This is a genomic window from Paraburkholderia sp. BCC1884 (genome assembly GCF_900996225.1).
Taxonomy (GTDB): Bacteria; Pseudomonadota; Gammaproteobacteria; order Burkholderiales; family Burkholderiaceae; genus Paraburkholderia.
In genome coordinates this window covers 37,279-52,910 of sequence record NZ_CAAJGL010000079.1, presented here as the reverse complement: position 1 = coordinate 52,910, position 15,632 = coordinate 37,279, and the positions used below count along the sequence as shown (strand labels likewise).

Here is a 15,632-nt window from a genome sequence, read left to right as displayed (position 1 = left end):
GTTATTGACCAAGCTCCCGGTGAAGCGCGCGGCGACGGCTTTTGACATAGGGGTCGCCTTCGTCGTCGCGGAATTCGCGTTTGATTTCGTTCTTGTCCATGCGCAGATTGCGCAGCCACAAGACGCGCTGAATGAAATAGTCGAGCACGCCCGGCGCGATCTGCGATGCGGCCATCCATGCCAGCAGATGCGAGTGCGAAGCCGCCATATAGCCAAGCTGCGCCGGTAGCGGCCACGCGTGGATCGGCGCGATCTGCCGCAATGCCGTGACGAGTGCCTGCCAGAACAGAAACAACAGGATCGCGAACTGCAGCAGCGTGAGCGCCGTGTCCCACACGAGGCGCAGGCTGAACATCTGCTTGAGGCCGTTGAGCGGATTGACATGCTTCAAGTCGGGCGTGATGCGCTTGCCCGCGATGAGTCCGCGCGTTTGCAGCAGTTCGGGCATCAGCACGGCCAGTACGCCGACGCCGAGCGCGCTCAGTATCGATGGCGCGACCGATCTCAGCATGCCGAGGGTCCGCACCAGCCGATCGTCGAACGCAAGGCGTGCGTCCAGGCTCGTCACCGCCTCGATCAACCGCGCGCACAGCGCATACAGATGCGGCGCTTCGATGAACAGATAGAGCCACCAGCACAGACCGCTGAACGCGACCGTAAGATGCACGCTTCTGGCAATCTCGCCGTCGCGGCGCGCGCGGCGTAGCCGTTTAGGGGTGGGGGCTTCGGTCTTATTGCTCATGGCAGACGAAGCACACGGTCCAACACGACACGCAATTGCTCGAAGAGTGCCGGCACGCAAAGCATCACCGCGAACGACAGGATCAAGGCCTTGACGGTACGCGAAGTGGCGAACGGGTTGAGCCGCTTTGCGTGGCGCGACATGAGTCCGAACGCCACATCGATCAATATCGCGAGACCGAGCAGCGGGCACGCGAGCCGCACGCCTTCCGTGAGCGAGCCGCTCAGCGAGACGGCCGTATCGCCGAGCGCGAGGCGCTGAAATACATCGTGCAGATCGACGCGCCAGCGGCCTGGCGGCCATAGCACCCAGGCATCGGTAAAGAAGCCGAACAGAAGCGGCAGTCCGGGCCCGGTGAACATGGTCAGCGCGGCGAATTGGGAAAACAGCGTCTCGAACAACGCCGCCTCCTGCTGGAAGTGCGGATCGTAAATTGCCGCGCTCGCGTAACCGCCCTGCTGATCGAGCACGGCCCCGGCCGCCGACGCCGCATGAAAGATCGTGCCGAGTAGCAAACCGAGTATGGCGCCCGTGATCGCTTCGACGCACATGCCCAGTGCAAGCCGCGACGGCCAGCCGACCTGCTGCGGCAGCGTGGCCAGCGCGAGCAGCATCGGCACACGCAACAGAACGCCGAGCGAGCCGCTGCGCCCGAACGGAATCAGCGAAAGCGCCACGGCGGGCCGGATCGTGCAGAACGCAAAACCCTCGAGGTAGTCGATGTAGTTCGGATTCAAGCTAGCCGCCCCGCCGCAATGAAGTTGAACACATGAGCGAGAAAGCGCGCCAGCTCGCGGCTCGCCCACGGCGCGGTCACGATCAGCACCACGCCCACGCAGATGATCTTCGCGCCATACGGCAGGCTCTGATCCTGAATCTGCGTGACCGATTGCAGGAGCCCAATCGCCAGACCGACGACGGTGGCGACCGCGAGCGCGGGCAGCGACAGCCAGAACACGAGCATGAGCGCGTCGCTGGACAAAGTGACGAGAGACGGAGCGCTGTTCATCTCGCATAGCCAATAATCAGCCCGTGCATGAGCTTCGACATGCCGGACACCGATACGAAAATAAACAGCTTCAGCGGAATCGACACGGTGCTGGGCGACAGCATCACCATGCCCATCGCGGTGAGCACGTTGGCAACGACCAGATCCACGACGAGAAACGCGATATAGAGCAGAAAGCCCGCTTCGAAGCCACTCGATATTTCACTAATCAAAAACGCCGGTACCAGTAACGAAAAATCGGTTTCGTGTGCCTCGCGCGCCGGGTCGATGCGCTTCGCGGCGCCCACCAGAAACTTGCGCTCGTCGGGTCGCGAATGCGTCATCATGAAATCGCCAAGCGGCACGCTGACCGCCTGCCATAACTCGGCGGCACGCGGCATCGTGATTTCCCCGTCGTCCCCGGCCGGCAGCGCCGCTTCGATCCTGGCAAGCGTGGGCGACATCACCACCAGCGTCGCCGCCAGCGCGATGCCCGAGATCGCAAGATTGCTCGGCGCCTGCTGGACGCCGAGCGCCGAACGCAGCAGCGTCAGCACGATGCTGAACTTCGTGAACGAAGTCGTCATGGTGACCGCGAGCGGCAGCAGCCCGAGCATGAAAAACACGCTAATGACCCCTAGCGGGTCGAATTGATCCGTCATGCCGGTGGGTCCTCCCGAGTCAGCCGGGTCACGCGCACACCCAGCGAGCCTTCGATATCGATCAGCTCACCGCGCGCGAAGGGAATGCCCTGGCACAGCAGCGTCACGGTCCGCTCCCGCGCCGGCAAACGGAACGCGACGATCGATCCCTGGCGCAAATGCGCCAGTTCGGCGACGGACAACGACAGCGTGCCGAGCACCGCTTCGAACGCAAACGTGAGGGCGTCGATCGGCAGCAGTTCGCTGGTCACTTCGACGGGCGGAGTTTCATCGTTCAGGACATGGTCTATCAAGGTCTGCTCCTCGGAGAATTTCAACAGGATCCGGCACGCGCCTAGCCGCAAAGGCACGCGCAGGTAACACGCATCACGGTCGAACAGCAGCGCGTCGCCCGCGGCAAGCTTGCGCAAGCGGGGTAGCGCGAGCGACGGACCGGACACGCAGATCGGCATGCGCACATACAGTCGCTGCAGCAGCGTCTCGCTGACCCGCTCTGGCGGCACATGCCGCCGCAGCCACGAATCGACCGCCGGGCTGCAAAACGAAAAATGAGCGGTCCGGTGGCTTGCCGTATGGGTGACGGCGATGCCGTAAGCGCCCGGCTCGGGGGCGGCGTCCAGCGCCACGCCGCTGACATCGATCGTGAAGCCGAACAGCCCTTCGAGCGCGCATAACCAGTCGCTCAATACACCGGCGACATGACCCGGTGCGCGATCCCCGAGCGGGTCGATCACGGACGGCGCCAGTGCCGGCAGTAGTGCACCGGCATCGCACACCGCGCTGAACGGCAACTGCGCGGCCACGCCTGACAGGTGCAACGGATAGCGCGCCCGGCACGGCTCGAATTCGAGCGTGAAGCAACGCGTGCCGACACGCACCGTTTTCCGGCGGCCGACATGCCGCAACGCCAGGTTGTGGCGTTCGGCATCCGCCAGGGCGAAGGTTTCCAGGTCCGGCCAGAGCGTCATGCCGCCTCCCGCGAAAACGGCCGCTGAACGACCTGCGCCGAAGCGGCGCCAGGCGATGTCGACGGCGACGGCGGCTTGCGAGGCGTATCCGATGCAACGGGTGTCGCCAGCAGAGCCAACGTCTGTCGCAACTCGTGCCTGACCGGGTCGAGCGCGCTGTGCCCGGCACCATCCGCGAAGTCGTAGTCGCTCAGCACTGCGGCCACGCCGTCGCGGATACCGTGCTCCAGCGCTCGCAACTGCACTTGCAGACCGCCGTCGATCACACCGGCCTCTGTCTCGATCACGCAGGAATGCGGCGGCAATTGCGCATCGACCAGAACCGCGCACAACGGCACACCGAGCTCGCGCTCGAACGCGGCGATCACGTGGGTCGCGTCGTCGAATGCGGACGGCGCAACGCGCACCGATATCAGCCGCTGCGACTGCGCGACGGCGATGGCGCGGCGCAATTGATTGGTCAGCGGCACCGACGGCGGCATCTCGCCGACAATGTCGGTCACCGCATCCAGCACGATCTGCGCGAGCTGCTGCTCGAGCCGATGCGCGGCGAACAGTGTCGCGGCCTCGCGGGCCGCGCACTCGCGCAGCGCCGCGAGCTTGCCGGCGGCGTGGCCGTGACGCCACGCCCGCCGTTTGAGTGCGCGCCCCTGCTCTTCGAGGCGGGCGCGCTGGTCGGCTGCTTGCGCCGCGCGTTGTGCTTCGGCCGCTTGCAGTCCCTCCAGCGACATCAGTTCGTGCCCGCTCAGATGACCATCCGATTCGATGCGCCAGTTGCCCATCCGACAGATCAGCATGCCTCGCCCTCCATCAAACGCCGTGCGTCGCAAAGCAACTCAGCCGCCTCCACCGTCGACACGTCATGCATCCGATAGCGTTGAGCCGCGTCTCCCATTTCGCGAGGCAAGCGCAGGCTCCACCAGAAAGCCAGCGACGCATCCGAAGCGGCGTGTTTGGCCAGCGCGAGCCCGAGCGCCGTCATGTCGCGCCGACTGAACAGAGAAGGTGCCGGCTCGACCCGCAAGTCGGCCGACGCAGAGCGCGGATGTCGTTGAATCGTGTCGAGCAGATGCGGCGCGACGGCAGCCGCGAACGCCAAGCGAGCCTGCGCAGCCACCACGCGGCGTAGCGAGCCGCCGAACGCCAGTGCGGCGGCGAGACGGCACAAGCGCGCGCACGCGGGCCGCGGCCAGGTCGGCAAAGCAGACGGCAGGTCGGCGCACGCGACCTGAACCAGTTCCGGATAACGGCGGAACAGAAAAGCGTGGGCGACACGTGCGGCGCGCTCGTCGCGGACCGGATGTCCGCACTCGAGCCAGCTGTGATGCGCCCAGCCAGCGGGTGCGTAGAAATGCGCGTGCTGTGTCATGCGTCGTCTCCGGCGCGCAGTGCGGATTGGGATTGGCCGGAGCCGGGCGAGTCCTGCCCGGCCTCCTTTCGCGTGGGACGATCTGCAGCTCGGGACGCGGGCGCGCCGCCGCGCGGCGGCCACCTGAACCACGTGCGGCGGCCCGAACGCCACAGCCACATGAAGCCGGCCACCGACAGCACGGCCAGTGCGAGCGCACCGAGCATCGCCGTGGTGCGCGACGGTGCCCTGCTCTCGTCGTGCACGCAGTCGGCCGCCGCGACGCCGCCCGCGGCGCTCGCGACGTCGGCGCCGCCCGGGCAGTTACCGGGGAACGTCAAAACCGGCGTAACGGGTAATAGCGTCAGCGAGACGCGCGCCGGCGTAAGGCCTTCGACACTGCCCGCCACCAGGGCGCGAATCCGGTCGCGCATCAGATCGAAGTTGTAATCGCTGCGATAGCGCATCATCACGGACGCCGACGGTTGTGTGTCCTGTCCGGGGTCCATCGGGTCCTTCTGCGGCAGCACGATATGCACGCGAGCCAACAACACGCCATCCATCTTTTCGAGCGTCTCCGACAACTCCTGCGAGAGTCCGTAGACAAAGCGGACGCGGTCTTCCTCGGGGCTCGAGATCAAGCCTTGACGGCTGAACAGATCGCCGAGATTGGCATGGCCGCCGCGCGGCAGCGCGTAGGCGCTCGCCAGCTCGGTGGCGATCACCGCATCGGCATCGTCGACGGAGATGTTCCAGCTGCGCTCCGCGTTGCGCTCCTTGTAGCCCGTGATGCCATGGTGGCTCAGGGCGGCGACAATGCGATTCGCCTGATCCTCGTCGAGGCCTTCGAACAAAGAGGTTTTGCAGCCGGCGAGGATCAGCAGAGCCGGTAGCACGATGAGAGCGCGGCGCATCAGCTTCGCTGCGTGAGTGTCTGCAGCGCGCTGCCGAACTGTTCGGCGAGGTGCGACGTCAGCTCCACCCGCACGGCGAAGTGGGTCATATCAGCCTGCAGGCGCAACATGTCGACGGTGGAAATGCGGCGGGAATCGAGCTGCTCGAGATGGCTGACGATGGGTTGCGTCGACCTGTCCAGCGCGCGCTGCGCAGAGTCGATCAGGCGCCCGACCGGCGACTCCGCCTGACCGTTGCCGGCGTCCACAGGAGCCGCGGGGGTGGAAGGACCGGCAAGCGCCGGCAGGTTCGTGATGGGAAGTTGCAACATATCAATAGCCGCCTCGAATGGTCAGTCGTTCAATCGTTGAAAGGGAAGCCGCGACGCGAGCGGCGTGCACACGGCCGGCATACGGTGCGCATTCCGGCAGCTGGAGGAATGCCGCCGCCATCGAACTGGCGCCCGGCACGTCGCTGGTGGCCGCCGTCGTCAATGTGCGTACGCCACGCGCGTAATGTCCTTCGAGCACCTGGGACGCACCCAGCCACACGAGCGCCAGCGCGCTGTCGGGCTCGGCCTCCAGCGCCCTGCCGAACCATCGCGACGCGCCGCGATAGTTCAGGCGATCGATCTCGACGAGCCCCAATCCGAGGTAGGAAAAGGCGCGCTGCGGATAGAGCAGCGCCATCCGCTCGAATAGATAGCGCGCTTCATCGAAACGTCGATGAACGCGAGCGAAATGACCGATCGAGAGCAGCAGCTCCAAGGTGTCGTCCTTTATCTGCACGGGCTTCCGAAGACGCCGCGCGGGCGTCTCCGTCCTGGTTGAAAAATCGCTATTTGGTGTTACGGGCGACATCCTTGAAGGTGTCGCCGGCGCTTTGCATCATCGAGGAGAAGCCGGTCAGCATCGTGGTGTATTCGCTGACCTGCTTCTGCAGCGTCAGCGCGGCGGTACCGCCCTGATCGCCGGTGCCGCCCTGATTGGCCGCCCCGCCCTGAACGCCTGCGGCCTGACCGTTTGGCTGGGTCGCAGGGGTCGAGTCTTTGACTTCCTGCCCCTTGTCGGCGAGCGCCTGTTTCGCCTTCTGGAAGATCCAGTCGAGCGACAGGTCGCCGCCATTTCCGTTCGCCACATTCGGAGTCATCATTTTCTATTCCTTACTATTTGCCGCGCGCGTTGACGAAGCTGGCGCTTCGTTCCACTACTCGCCGAGCTGCGCGCAAACACTCGACAAGCAGAATCAGTTCTCTTCGCCGATCAGGCGATGCGTTCGCCCACGACCTGTTCAGGTGCTCGATCTCGCCGCCCAGTCGCGCGACGATCGCGGCGCGGCCGGCCGCGCCGCCTTCGGCGAGGCGCGCTTCGAGCGACGCTTCGTGGCTCGCGTCGAGCGCGCCTTCACCGGCAGCTTGCGGGGGCACGGGCGGCATCCAGCACGAACTCATAAATCGAACCGTCGTCGTCACGCGACACTTCCGCGCTGCACGCCGAGATCCGGGTGATCCGCCCCATCGGCAGACGCGCGCCGACGAAATAGCGCACGCCCTGTGCGTCGGTCAGCCACATGGCGTGCCGGCTCGTCAGCAGATTCAGGCCGAGCGCATCGAGCGGCACGCGCACTCGCGCGCCTTGCTGCGTGTGCCCCGGAAACGCCAGCCCGCGCAGGCCATGAATCTCGGCGTGAGCCACCCGCGCCACGCGGGCGTAGTCCCACGCTTCGGGCGAAAGAAAGCCGTGGACTTCCGGCAGCGTCACCGCGAATGCACCGGCTTGCGCGGCCCGCACTTCGGCGCCGCGGTAATAGCGCGCGAGCAATTCGCCGAGCTGTTCCTGCAGTTGCGCGAGCACGATCACGTGCATCACCGGCGCGCGCTGACGCGCCCACGCGTTCGCTGTCAGTGCGGCGAGATCGGTCGATGACTGCACGTAGCCCTCGTAGACCAGCGCGCCGGTCTTCGCGTCGAGATGCGTCGTGACCAGCCGGAACGCCTCGTCGACGCGTGTCGCGGGCGGCCCGGATGGCGCAGGTGTCGTGGCGAACCACATCAGCATCGCGAAGCCGAACGGCACGCCGGGCAGCGCGGCTTTCGTCATCGGCGATGCGTCGGACCAGCGCCGGGCGAGATACTTGAGCGGCTGATGACGCAACAGATAGGCACGTTCTGCGTTGCGTGCCATGGCAGGTCCTGGCGCGTCGCGCCCGCCGAAGCGGAACGTGACCGAGCCCACCGAGAACCACGCACCGCGCCTGAGGCGCACACGGCGATTGGTCGGCACGCGCTGGCCGAACACGGCGACGCCGTCGTGATGCGCGACCAGCGTGAGCGCGTCGCCTTGCAAGTCGACGGTGGCATGCAGCGCTTCGACGTCTGCGTCGATCACGACCAGGTCCGCCTCACCACCGCTGCCGATCCGCAGCGGCTTGCCGGCGGCTAACGCCACGCTCGCGCCGGCGTGCACGCCGTCCATCACGACGATCTGTGCGTCAGCGGTCATCGCGCTTCTCCCACGGCAGTTTGTTGACGAGCGGCAGACCGTGCGCCGGGACCGGCGACGCGGGAGGCAGCGGAGGCGGTGACGACGGCGGTGGCGCTGCGAACGATGGTGTGGCTGTGGACGCGTTGCCGCCGGGCGCTGCGAACGATGGCGTGGCTATGGACGCGTTGCCGCCGGGCGACGCCGCCAAGCTCAGCAATGCGGTCAGCGCGTTCGATGCATCCGCGCTCGTCGTGCTTGCGCCAACGCCCGCCCCAGCCCCAGCCCCAGCCCCGGCCAGCGTCGCATCGGAACCGCCCTCGCCCGACGCACGCTTGAGGCTCGGCGTAAGCAGGATCAAGCGTTCGAGCCGCTCGTGAGTGGCCGCGGTCGAGCGGAACAGCGCACCGACATACGGAACGTCGCCGAGCACCGGCACTTTCGACGTGGTCCGCTCGCTACGCTCGTATTGATAGCCGCCGATCAGCAGACTTTCGCCGTCGCGCACGATCGCCTGCGTCACGACCGAATGGTTGTCGACCTGCGGAATGCCATCCACCGACGCCGACGTGTTGAACGAGCCGTCGTCGATCTGGACGTTGAGGCGGATATTGCGGCGCGGCTCGCCACTCGACTCGACGCTCGGCGTCACCTTCAGCGTCAGGCCCGTGTCGATGTTGTAGAGATCGACGGCCTGATTGCCCGCGACCCGCACGTACACCGAACTGCGCGAGGTGAGCGCCGCCTCCGTGTTGTTCATGGTGAGAACCCGCGGACGCGATAGCACCTTGGCCTGGCCGGCGTCCTCGAGCGCATGCAACTGGGCGAACAGGTACTGCGCCGAGTTGCCGACCAGCGTCGCGAGATTCAGGCCGGCCGCCGCGCTGGCCGGCGTCAACAGCGCGGCCGCGCCAAACGAGAGCGGCGCGCTCGCGGTCCCGGCCGCACCGTTGATTCGCCCGTTCGCGCCGCCCCAATTGATACCGAGCGAACGCGCCGCCGTCGACGACACGTCGATCACCACCGCATCGATCTCGACCAGTTCCTGCGGCTGGTCGAGCATCGCAATGGCGCGTTCGTAATTCGGCATCATCGAGACGAGGTCGCTGATGATCACGGCGTTGGTGCGTGGGTCCGCCACGATGTTGCGGCGCGCGGGCGTCATGGCAGGCGGCCTGGTGTCGGACGCGGGCAGCGGCGCGGCGTCGTCGGCCGCGGACGGCGCGCCGGCGAGGCCGAGTCCCAGCAGGCTCGGCAGCGGCGGCGGCCCGCCGCGCGCGGTGCGGGCTTCGGTGCGGGCTTCGGTGCGCGTGTTGACGTGCATGTCGTTGCGTCCGTCGGCACGGTCTTCCGCACGCGCATCGTCACCGCGTGTGCGCGGCGCGGTGGGCTGCCAGGTATCCGCCATCAAGCGGCGCAGCAGCGACGCGACCCCGGGCATGACCTGCTCACGCGCGCCGACCGTGTAGCGGATGTCCTGCGCCTGGGCATAGCGCAACGGGAAAACGCGGATCACCGTCTGGTCGAACCACGGCTCGACGGTGGTCTGGCGTTGCGCCTTGTCGATCGCCTCCGTGACGGCGTCGACGAATTTCGATGGGCCGGCGACCTTGACCGTGGTCGCCGAGTATTTGATCGGCAGACGTTCGTCGTCGAGATCGAGATTGCGCAGCAGCGAGGCGACCGCTTCGCGGGTCATCGGCGCGAATGGGATCACGCGGCTGCGCACATCCGCCGCGCCCGACACATGCATCGCCTTGCCGTCGAAATACCAGACCAGCCCGTACGCCTCCGTCAGCTGGGTGAAGACGTTGCCCGGCGTGTCGTCGAAGCGGCCATTCACCACGCCCTTCACGTCGCGGCCGATATCGGCACTCAATCCTTCGACGGCGAGCACGTCGCGCAACACGTCGGGCAGCGGTGCGCCGTTTACCGCGTAGTGCACGGGCGCCCCATGCCACACAGGAGTCGCGGCATCGGCCGCCGGGATCGGCAACAGTCCCCAGAGCACCCCGAACGGAACCACGATGTGACGCATGGCGGCGCTCATCGCGCACGGCATGAAGGAATGCGAGCCGCCACTTTCCTTTGTGATAATCGAATCCTTGCGCCACATCATAAGCATTAAAAATCCCTGGCTACGTTTATTGACAGCGTTGTAGAGAATTTAATGGCGCCACGCTTATGACGGGTAATACACAGATACGACATAAGCAGATAGGGCAAGACGCGGCCCGACGTCACATTAATTCAGCGAAATGCAATTCATTGAATTAACCAATCGGACCATTCACCCAAGACGATCCCGGCCCATCCTGAAAATAAGGAGAAGATAAAAAATTTCAGCAAGTCATACTCCTGTATGACCCGCCTAATTGACAGAGAGAGAGGATTGGCGAACTCGCTAATCCATCGATCCGACTATGAAAAAAGACGACCCGCCTGATTTGCTTCGTGACGAATCGCCTTGTCCGACCTTCGCCCATGCATGGTCCAGCAAGGCCTTCCTAATTTCGGCATTGCCGCGTCAGATTCCTACGCGCGCTTTCTCATGGGGATGAAACGGTATTGCAACTTCGCGCCTCGGCTTGCAAAACCCAAATTGCGTTCGATCAGAATTAACGGATTTGCGACATGTTTGCGACTCGAGGAAATCTATTGGCGCATCATCGAAGAAATCGCGCGTCAGGAATCCCTGACAGTGGGAAAGCTGATTTCAAAATGGGCAATTGAAATTGATATGACACAGGAAACCATCTGCAACTTTACCGGCTTTATCCGAATCATTTGCGTGACTCAAATACTCGAACAAGCTTATCCGATCGATATGAACACGATCGCTGCGGATTAACTATGCAACCAGCATCAATTAGTGCAAGGAGGTCTATCGGAGAAAAGCTCATTCATTCCCTTTCCAAGCGAACGCGGGCCAGCAATCGATCGACGCGCGCAATGACTTGCGCGAACAACACAACCAGACCGTTGTATTTTTTTTCAAGGATTTGACCATGACGAATGCGATCAATAACTTCGGCAACAGCATGCCGTTCAATCCCGGCGAAACGCCGATGGCCGCTCAAAATGGCGTGGAAATCAACGCCAGGTTCCGCACGGCGCCGGTGTTTCCGCCGGACCCCGTCGACGCTGGCATGAACGCCGGCGCCATGCGACCGCCGCTCCCGGCGGCTCAAGCGCTCGGCGGCGCGGGTTTCGGTGGCGGCATGATGGGTGGCGGCAATGGCGGCGCCGGCATGTCGGGCGTGATGAGCCAGATCATGAACGTCGTGCAGGGCTTGATGTCCGCCGTGATGCTCGTGGCGCCGCCACTGCTCGGCATGTTCGGCTCGATGATGGGCGGCGCTGGCGCGGCCGGTCAAGGCGGCCAGGGGACGGGCGCGGCCTGACGCAGGCCTGATATCGACCGGCCGCCGCCATCAAGCGGCCGGCCGGGTTCGCAGCGGCGCCGCGAGGCGCCGGCTCAGCCCTTCCTGCCCTTCCCTCCAGAACGCAATGACTACTCCTAGCGGGACAGGTCCCGCCGATCGCGAGCGGCTCGCCACCCTCGTGCGACGCTCGAATGCCGGGCTGCACACGGCCATCCACGATTTCGTCGACAGCGGCCATCGACACATCAACCACGCTTTGCGTCAGGCCTTGCCGCCAGATGCGATCGTGCAGCGTTTTCTCGACGAGCTTCAGCTCATGGACGATTACGCCGGCACCTCGTACCGCGTCTGGACCATCAGCCGCGACGGTCTGAGCACCTTGCAGCGCGCGCAGGGCCAGCCGTTCATCGACCTCGGCGCGCTATGCGCGTTCGTGCTGCCGGGACACGCGGCCGAATGGGCGACACGCGCGAATGCCGTTGGGGCGCATCGCGACGAGGACACCCAACAGGTGTTCTCGATCTTCGACGAAACGGTCCCGCAGAAGAATCTGTCGACCGGCCAGTGCGCGGATCTGGTCGCCGTGCCACCGGGCGTGCCTTTAGTGCTGAAGGCGCTGCGCGTCGTCGCCGTCGAATTGCCGGCGGGCGCGAATCGCGAGTGCATCGTCGCGCATTTTGCGCGCGCCGAATGGCCCTCGCTCCCGCCGTACGATCTCTATAGCGGACGGCTTCTGCGCTAAACAGTCGCCGTCGTCGGGCGCGACGGCCCGTGCGATTCGGCGGCCCGTCCGGTAAACTGCGCGGCGCCGTGCACTTTTCCGGATTGTCCGTTTTGAATCGCTATTCCCTGCTTCTCATCACCTCGATGCTGCTGGTCGGCAGCAATGTCGGAATCGGTAAATCGATCGTCGAGTTCGTGCCCGTTCCGTTGTTCGCGCTGCTGCGCTTCGTGATCGCGATGGCGGTGCTGTGGCCGTTGCTGCGGCTCGCCAAACTGCGCCGCGTGAAGCGCGACGAGTGGTTCAATCTGTTCCTGCAGGCGCTGTTCGGCACCTTCGGCTTTACGCTGCTGATGCTCAACGGCGTGCAGCGCACCAGCGCGGTGGCGGCCGGCGTCATCACCAGCACGATTCCCGCCGTGGTCGCGCTGCTGTCGTGGCTGATTCTCAAGGAGCGGCCAAACGGCCGGGCGCTCGCGTCGATTGCGCTGGCGATCGTCGGCGTGCTCGTCATCAATCTCGCGCATGCGGACCGGAGTGCGGCCGGCGAAACTTCGCTGACCGGCAACCTGATGATCCTCGGCGCGGTGTGCTGCGAATCGCTCTACATCATTCTGTCGCGCCGTCTCACGCAGACGCTCGCGCCGATCGATATCTGCGCCTATACGCATCTGTTTGGCCTCGTGCTGATGCTGCCGCTCGGCGCGGGCGCGCTGCTCGATTTCGACTATCGCGCGGTGCCGTTCAGCGTGTGGACGCTGGTGCTGTGGTACGGCCTGTCGGCGAGCATCTTCTCTTTCTGGCTATGGATGAAGGGCATCCGTCACGTGCCCGGCAGCCTCGCGGGCGTATTCAGCGCCGTCTTGCCGGTGGCCGCGGCGCTCTACGGCATCGTGTTTCTCGGCGAACGGCCCACCCTTGCGCACGGCGTCGCGCTGGCCTGCGTGGTCACGGGGATCGGGCTGGCCAGCCTGAAGGTCAGGCGAGTGCCGCCGGTGGCCTCGTGAGCAGGCGCGCCGCCGGGCCTGTTGTGTGCCCGCCGCGGCGCAGCAAAACCGGCCGACGCTGTACAATAGCGCGCCTGACGCGAGCTTTCGCGGCCTTGACAGGTCGTGCAACGCGCCATCGGCAACGGGTCCATGTGCCCGGTTCGCGCGCGTGGTTCGTACGCCGGATCGACGCATTGGGTCCGATCCGGTCCGTCTCCCGTCACCTGCGTTTCATCTGACTCTTGCCTATGTCCGCTCCGCGCCCCGACTCCAACCGTCCGCGCCGCCCGATGCGTCCGCTGCCCGCCATCATCTTCATGAGCCGCTGGTTGCAGGTGCCGCTCTATCTGGGCCTGATCATCGCCCAGGGCGTCTACGTCGTGCTGTTCGTCAAGGAGGTCTGGCATCTGGTCACGGCCGCCATGACGCTCGACGAAACCAACATCATGCTGGTCGTGCTCGGCCTGATCGACGTGGTCATGATCTCGAACCTGCTGATCATGGTGATCATCGGGGGGTATGAAACCTTCGTATCGCGTCTCGGCGTCGAAGGTCATCCGGATGAACCGGAGTGGCTCGATCATGTGAACGCGGGCGTGCTCAAAGTCAAACTGTCGATGGCGCTGATCAGCATCTCGTCGATCCATTTGCTGAAGACCTTCATCAGCCCCGACCAGAACACGACGCATACGATCATGTGGCAAGTGATCATCCACATCGCGTTCCTGCTGTCGGCCGTGGTGATGGCGCTGGTCGACCGCCTCACCACGCATACGCATCCCCATCATTTTCAGGAACCCGCCGGCTCGCACGTGCTGGGTTCCAACGATTCCACTCCCCTGAAGGCGCACGACTGACACGCACTACCCGTGCGCGTCCGACTATAAGCGCCATTGTCCCCACTGAGCTTAGCCATGACCGTCATCAAACAGGAAGATCTGATTCAGAGTATTGCTGATTCGCTTCAGCACATCAGCTATTACCACCCGCTCGACTACATCCAGGCGCTCGGCCGTGCTTACGAGCTCGAAGAGAGCCCGGCGGCGAAAGACGCCATCGCGCAGATTCTCACCAACAGTCGCATGTGCGCCGAAGGCAAGCGTCCGATCTGCCAGGACACCGGCATCGTCACGGTATTCGTGAAGGTCGGGATGGACGTGCGTTGGGACGGTGCGACGATGAGCGTCACCGATATGATCAACGAAGGCGTGCGCCGCGGTTATCTGAACCCGGACAACGTGCTGCGTGCGTCGATCGTGAGCCCGCCGGAAGGTGCCCGCAAGAACACAAAGGACAACACGCCGGCCGTGATCCACTACGAGATCGTGCCGGGCGACAAGGTCGACGTGCAGGTCGCGGCCAAGGGCGGCGGCTCGGAAAACAAGTCGAAGTTCGCGATGTTGAATCCGTCGGACTCGATCGTCGACTGGATTCTGAAGACCGTGCCGACGATGGGCGCGGGCTGGTGTCCGCCGGGCATGCTCGGCATCGGCATTGGCGGCACCGCTGAAAAAGCGATGCTCATGGCCAAAGAATCGCTGATGGACCCGATCGACATTCAGGACGTGATCGCACGCGGCCCGCAGGACTGGATCGAAGAGCTGCGCGTGGAACTGCACGAGAAGGTCAACGCGCTCGGCATCGGCGCGCAAGGTCTCGGCGGCCTCGCCACCGTGCTCGACGTGAAGATCATGGCCGCCCCCACGCACGCCGCATCGAAGCCAATCGCGATCATTCCGAACTGCGCGGCCACGCGTCACGCGCATTTCACGCTGGACGGCTCGGGCGTCGCCAAACTCGAAGCGCCCTCGCTCGATGCATGGCCGAAGGTGCAGTGGGAACCGGACACCGAGAAGAGCCAGCGCGTCGATCTGAACACGCTGACGCCGGAACAGGTCGCCGCCTGGGCGCCGGGTCAAACGCTGCTGCTGTCGGGCAAGATGTTGACGGGCCGCGACGCAGCTCACAAGCGCATCGCCGACATGCTGGCGAAGGGCGAGAAGCTGCCGGTGGACTTCACCAATCGCGTGATCTATTACGTCGGCCCGGTCGATCCGGTACGCGATGAAGCCGTCGGTCCCGCAGGTCCGACCACGGCCACGCGTATGGACAAATTCACCGAGACGATGCTGTCGCAAACCGGTCTCATTTCCATGATCGGTAAAGCCGAGCGTGGTCCGGTGGCGATCGAGGCGATCAAGAAGCACAAGGCCGCCTATCTGATGGCCGTGGGCGGCGCAGCCTACCTCGTCTCGAAAGCGATTCGCAGCGCGAAGGTTCTCGCCTTCGAAGATCTCGGCATGGAAGCGATCTACGAGTTCGACGTGCAAGACATGCCGGTCACGGTTGCGGTCGACTCGAACGGCATCTCGGTCCATCAAACCGGCCCGAAGGAATGGCAGGCGAAGATCGGCAAAATCCCGGTCGCCACGGCGTAATTGCATCTCACTTGTA

Annotated in this window: 20 protein-coding genes; 6 read left to right on the top strand and 14 right to left on the bottom strand. The window is 64.7% G+C overall.

Translation table 11 applies throughout. The features are described 5' to 3' along the window. Position 1: 1 nt before the first annotated feature. From FQ705_RS15675 to sctC, 14 genes are all read right to left on the bottom strand, one after another. Complete coding sequence (locus tag FQ705_RS15675) at positions 2-742, bottom strand: EscU/YscU/HrcU family type III secretion system export apparatus switch protein (RefSeq protein ID WP_144142616.1); 741 nt, start codon at positions 740-742, stop codon at positions 2-4. Then, complete coding sequence (locus FQ705_RS15670) at positions 739-1,479, bottom strand: EscT/YscT/HrcT family type III secretion system export apparatus protein (RefSeq protein ID WP_144142614.1); 741 nt, start codon at positions 1,477-1,479, stop codon at positions 739-741. Before FQ705_RS15670 ends, FQ705_RS15675 begins: the two co-directional genes overlap by 4 nt. Next, complete coding sequence (gene sctS / locus FQ705_RS15665; RefSeq protein WP_144142612.1) at positions 1,476-1,751, bottom strand: type III secretion system export apparatus subunit SctS; 276 nt, start codon at positions 1,749-1,751, stop codon at positions 1,476-1,478. The genes FQ705_RS15670 and sctS overlap by 4 nt, the downstream gene beginning before the upstream one ends. Next, positions 1,748-2,392 (bottom strand): EscR/YscR/HrcR family type III secretion system export apparatus protein, encoded by a 645-nt coding sequence (locus FQ705_RS15660; RefSeq protein ID WP_144142610.1) that lies wholly within the window; start codon positions 2,390-2,392, stop codon positions 1,748-1,750. The genes sctS and FQ705_RS15660 overlap by 4 nt, the downstream gene beginning before the upstream one ends. Continuing rightward, entirely contained in the window at positions 2,389-3,360 is a 972-nt protein-coding gene (locus tag FQ705_RS15655; protein WP_144142608.1) for a FliM/FliN family flagellar motor switch protein, read from the bottom strand. The genes FQ705_RS15660 and FQ705_RS15655 overlap by 4 nt, the downstream gene beginning before the upstream one ends. After that, positions 3,357-4,157 carry a FliH/SctL family protein gene (locus FQ705_RS15650; protein WP_144142607.1) on the bottom strand — a complete coding sequence of 267 codons (801 nt, stop codon included), beginning with the start codon at positions 4,155-4,157 and terminating at the stop codon, positions 3,357-3,359. The genes FQ705_RS15655 and FQ705_RS15650 overlap by 4 nt, the downstream gene beginning before the upstream one ends. Continuing rightward, on the bottom strand, positions 4,151-4,729 hold the full coding sequence (locus tag FQ705_RS15645; RefSeq protein WP_144142605.1) for a hypothetical protein: 579 nt from the start codon (positions 4,727-4,729) through the stop codon (positions 4,151-4,153). The genes FQ705_RS15650 and FQ705_RS15645 overlap by 7 nt, the downstream gene beginning before the upstream one ends. Beyond that, complete coding sequence (sctJ, locus tag FQ705_RS15640; RefSeq protein ID WP_144142603.1) at positions 4,726-5,622, bottom strand: type III secretion system inner membrane ring lipoprotein SctJ; 897 nt, start codon at positions 5,620-5,622, stop codon at positions 4,726-4,728. The genes FQ705_RS15645 and sctJ overlap by 4 nt, the downstream gene beginning before the upstream one ends. Continuing rightward, entirely contained in the window at positions 5,622-5,933 is a 312-nt protein-coding gene (locus FQ705_RS15635) for an acyl carrier protein (RefSeq protein WP_144142601.1), read from the bottom strand. The genes sctJ and FQ705_RS15635 overlap by 1 nt, the downstream gene beginning before the upstream one ends. A gap of 1 nt (position 5,934) precedes the next feature. Next, entirely contained in the window at positions 5,935-6,369 is a 435-nt protein-coding gene (locus FQ705_RS15630; protein ID WP_260854533.1) for a tetratricopeptide repeat protein, read from the bottom strand. A gap of 70 nt (positions 6,370-6,439) precedes the next feature. Next, complete coding sequence (locus FQ705_RS15625) at positions 6,440-6,754, bottom strand: hypothetical protein (protein ID WP_144142599.1); 315 nt, start codon at positions 6,752-6,754, stop codon at positions 6,440-6,442. A gap of 13 nt (positions 6,755-6,767) precedes the next feature. Then, complete coding sequence (locus FQ705_RS15620) at positions 6,768-7,028, bottom strand: hypothetical protein (protein WP_144142598.1); 261 nt, start codon at positions 7,026-7,028, stop codon at positions 6,768-6,770. Further along, positions 7,006-8,103, bottom strand: a complete 1,098-nt coding sequence (locus FQ705_RS15615) for an FHA domain-containing protein (RefSeq protein WP_144142596.1) — start codon at positions 8,101-8,103, stop codon at positions 7,006-7,008. Before FQ705_RS15615 ends, FQ705_RS15620 begins: the two co-directional genes overlap by 23 nt. Beyond that, entirely contained in the window at positions 8,093-10,120 is a 2,028-nt protein-coding gene (gene sctC, locus FQ705_RS15610) for a type III secretion system outer membrane ring subunit SctC (RefSeq protein ID WP_260854532.1), read from the bottom strand. Before sctC ends, FQ705_RS15615 begins: the two co-directional genes overlap by 11 nt. Positions 10,121-10,549: 429 nt before the next feature. Here sctC and FQ705_RS15605 point away from each other — a divergent pair, with 429 nt between their 5' ends. The 6 genes from FQ705_RS15605 (at position 10,550) to FQ705_RS15580 (ending at position 15,616) form a co-directional block, all read left to right on the top strand. Then, positions 10,550-10,933 (top strand): ribbon-helix-helix domain-containing protein, encoded by a 384-nt coding sequence (locus tag FQ705_RS15605; RefSeq protein WP_260854531.1) that lies wholly within the window; start codon positions 10,550-10,552, stop codon positions 10,931-10,933. 157 nt (positions 10,934-11,090) lie between these two features. After that, complete coding sequence (locus tag FQ705_RS15600) at positions 11,091-11,486, top strand: hypothetical protein (protein WP_144142593.1); 396 nt, start codon at positions 11,091-11,093, stop codon at positions 11,484-11,486. 106 nt (positions 11,487-11,592) lie between these two features. Further along, on the top strand, positions 11,593-12,210 hold the full coding sequence (locus tag FQ705_RS15595; RefSeq protein WP_144142591.1) for a hypothetical protein: 618 nt from the start codon (positions 11,593-11,595) through the stop codon (positions 12,208-12,210). A 92-nt stretch (positions 12,211-12,302) separates the two neighbouring features. Next, positions 12,303-13,196, top strand: a complete 894-nt coding sequence (locus FQ705_RS15590) for a DMT family transporter (RefSeq protein WP_144142589.1) — start codon at positions 12,303-12,305, stop codon at positions 13,194-13,196. Between the two features lie 230 nt (positions 13,197-13,426). Beyond that, positions 13,427-14,035, top strand: a complete 609-nt coding sequence (locus FQ705_RS15585) for a TIGR00645 family protein (protein WP_144142587.1) — start codon at positions 13,427-13,429, stop codon at positions 14,033-14,035. Between the two features lie 57 nt (positions 14,036-14,092). After that, positions 14,093-15,616 carry a fumarate hydratase gene (locus tag FQ705_RS15580; protein ID WP_144142586.1) on the top strand — a complete coding sequence of 508 codons (1,524 nt, stop codon included), beginning with the start codon at positions 14,093-14,095 and terminating at the stop codon, positions 15,614-15,616. Positions 15,617-15,632 lie beyond the last annotated feature (16 nt).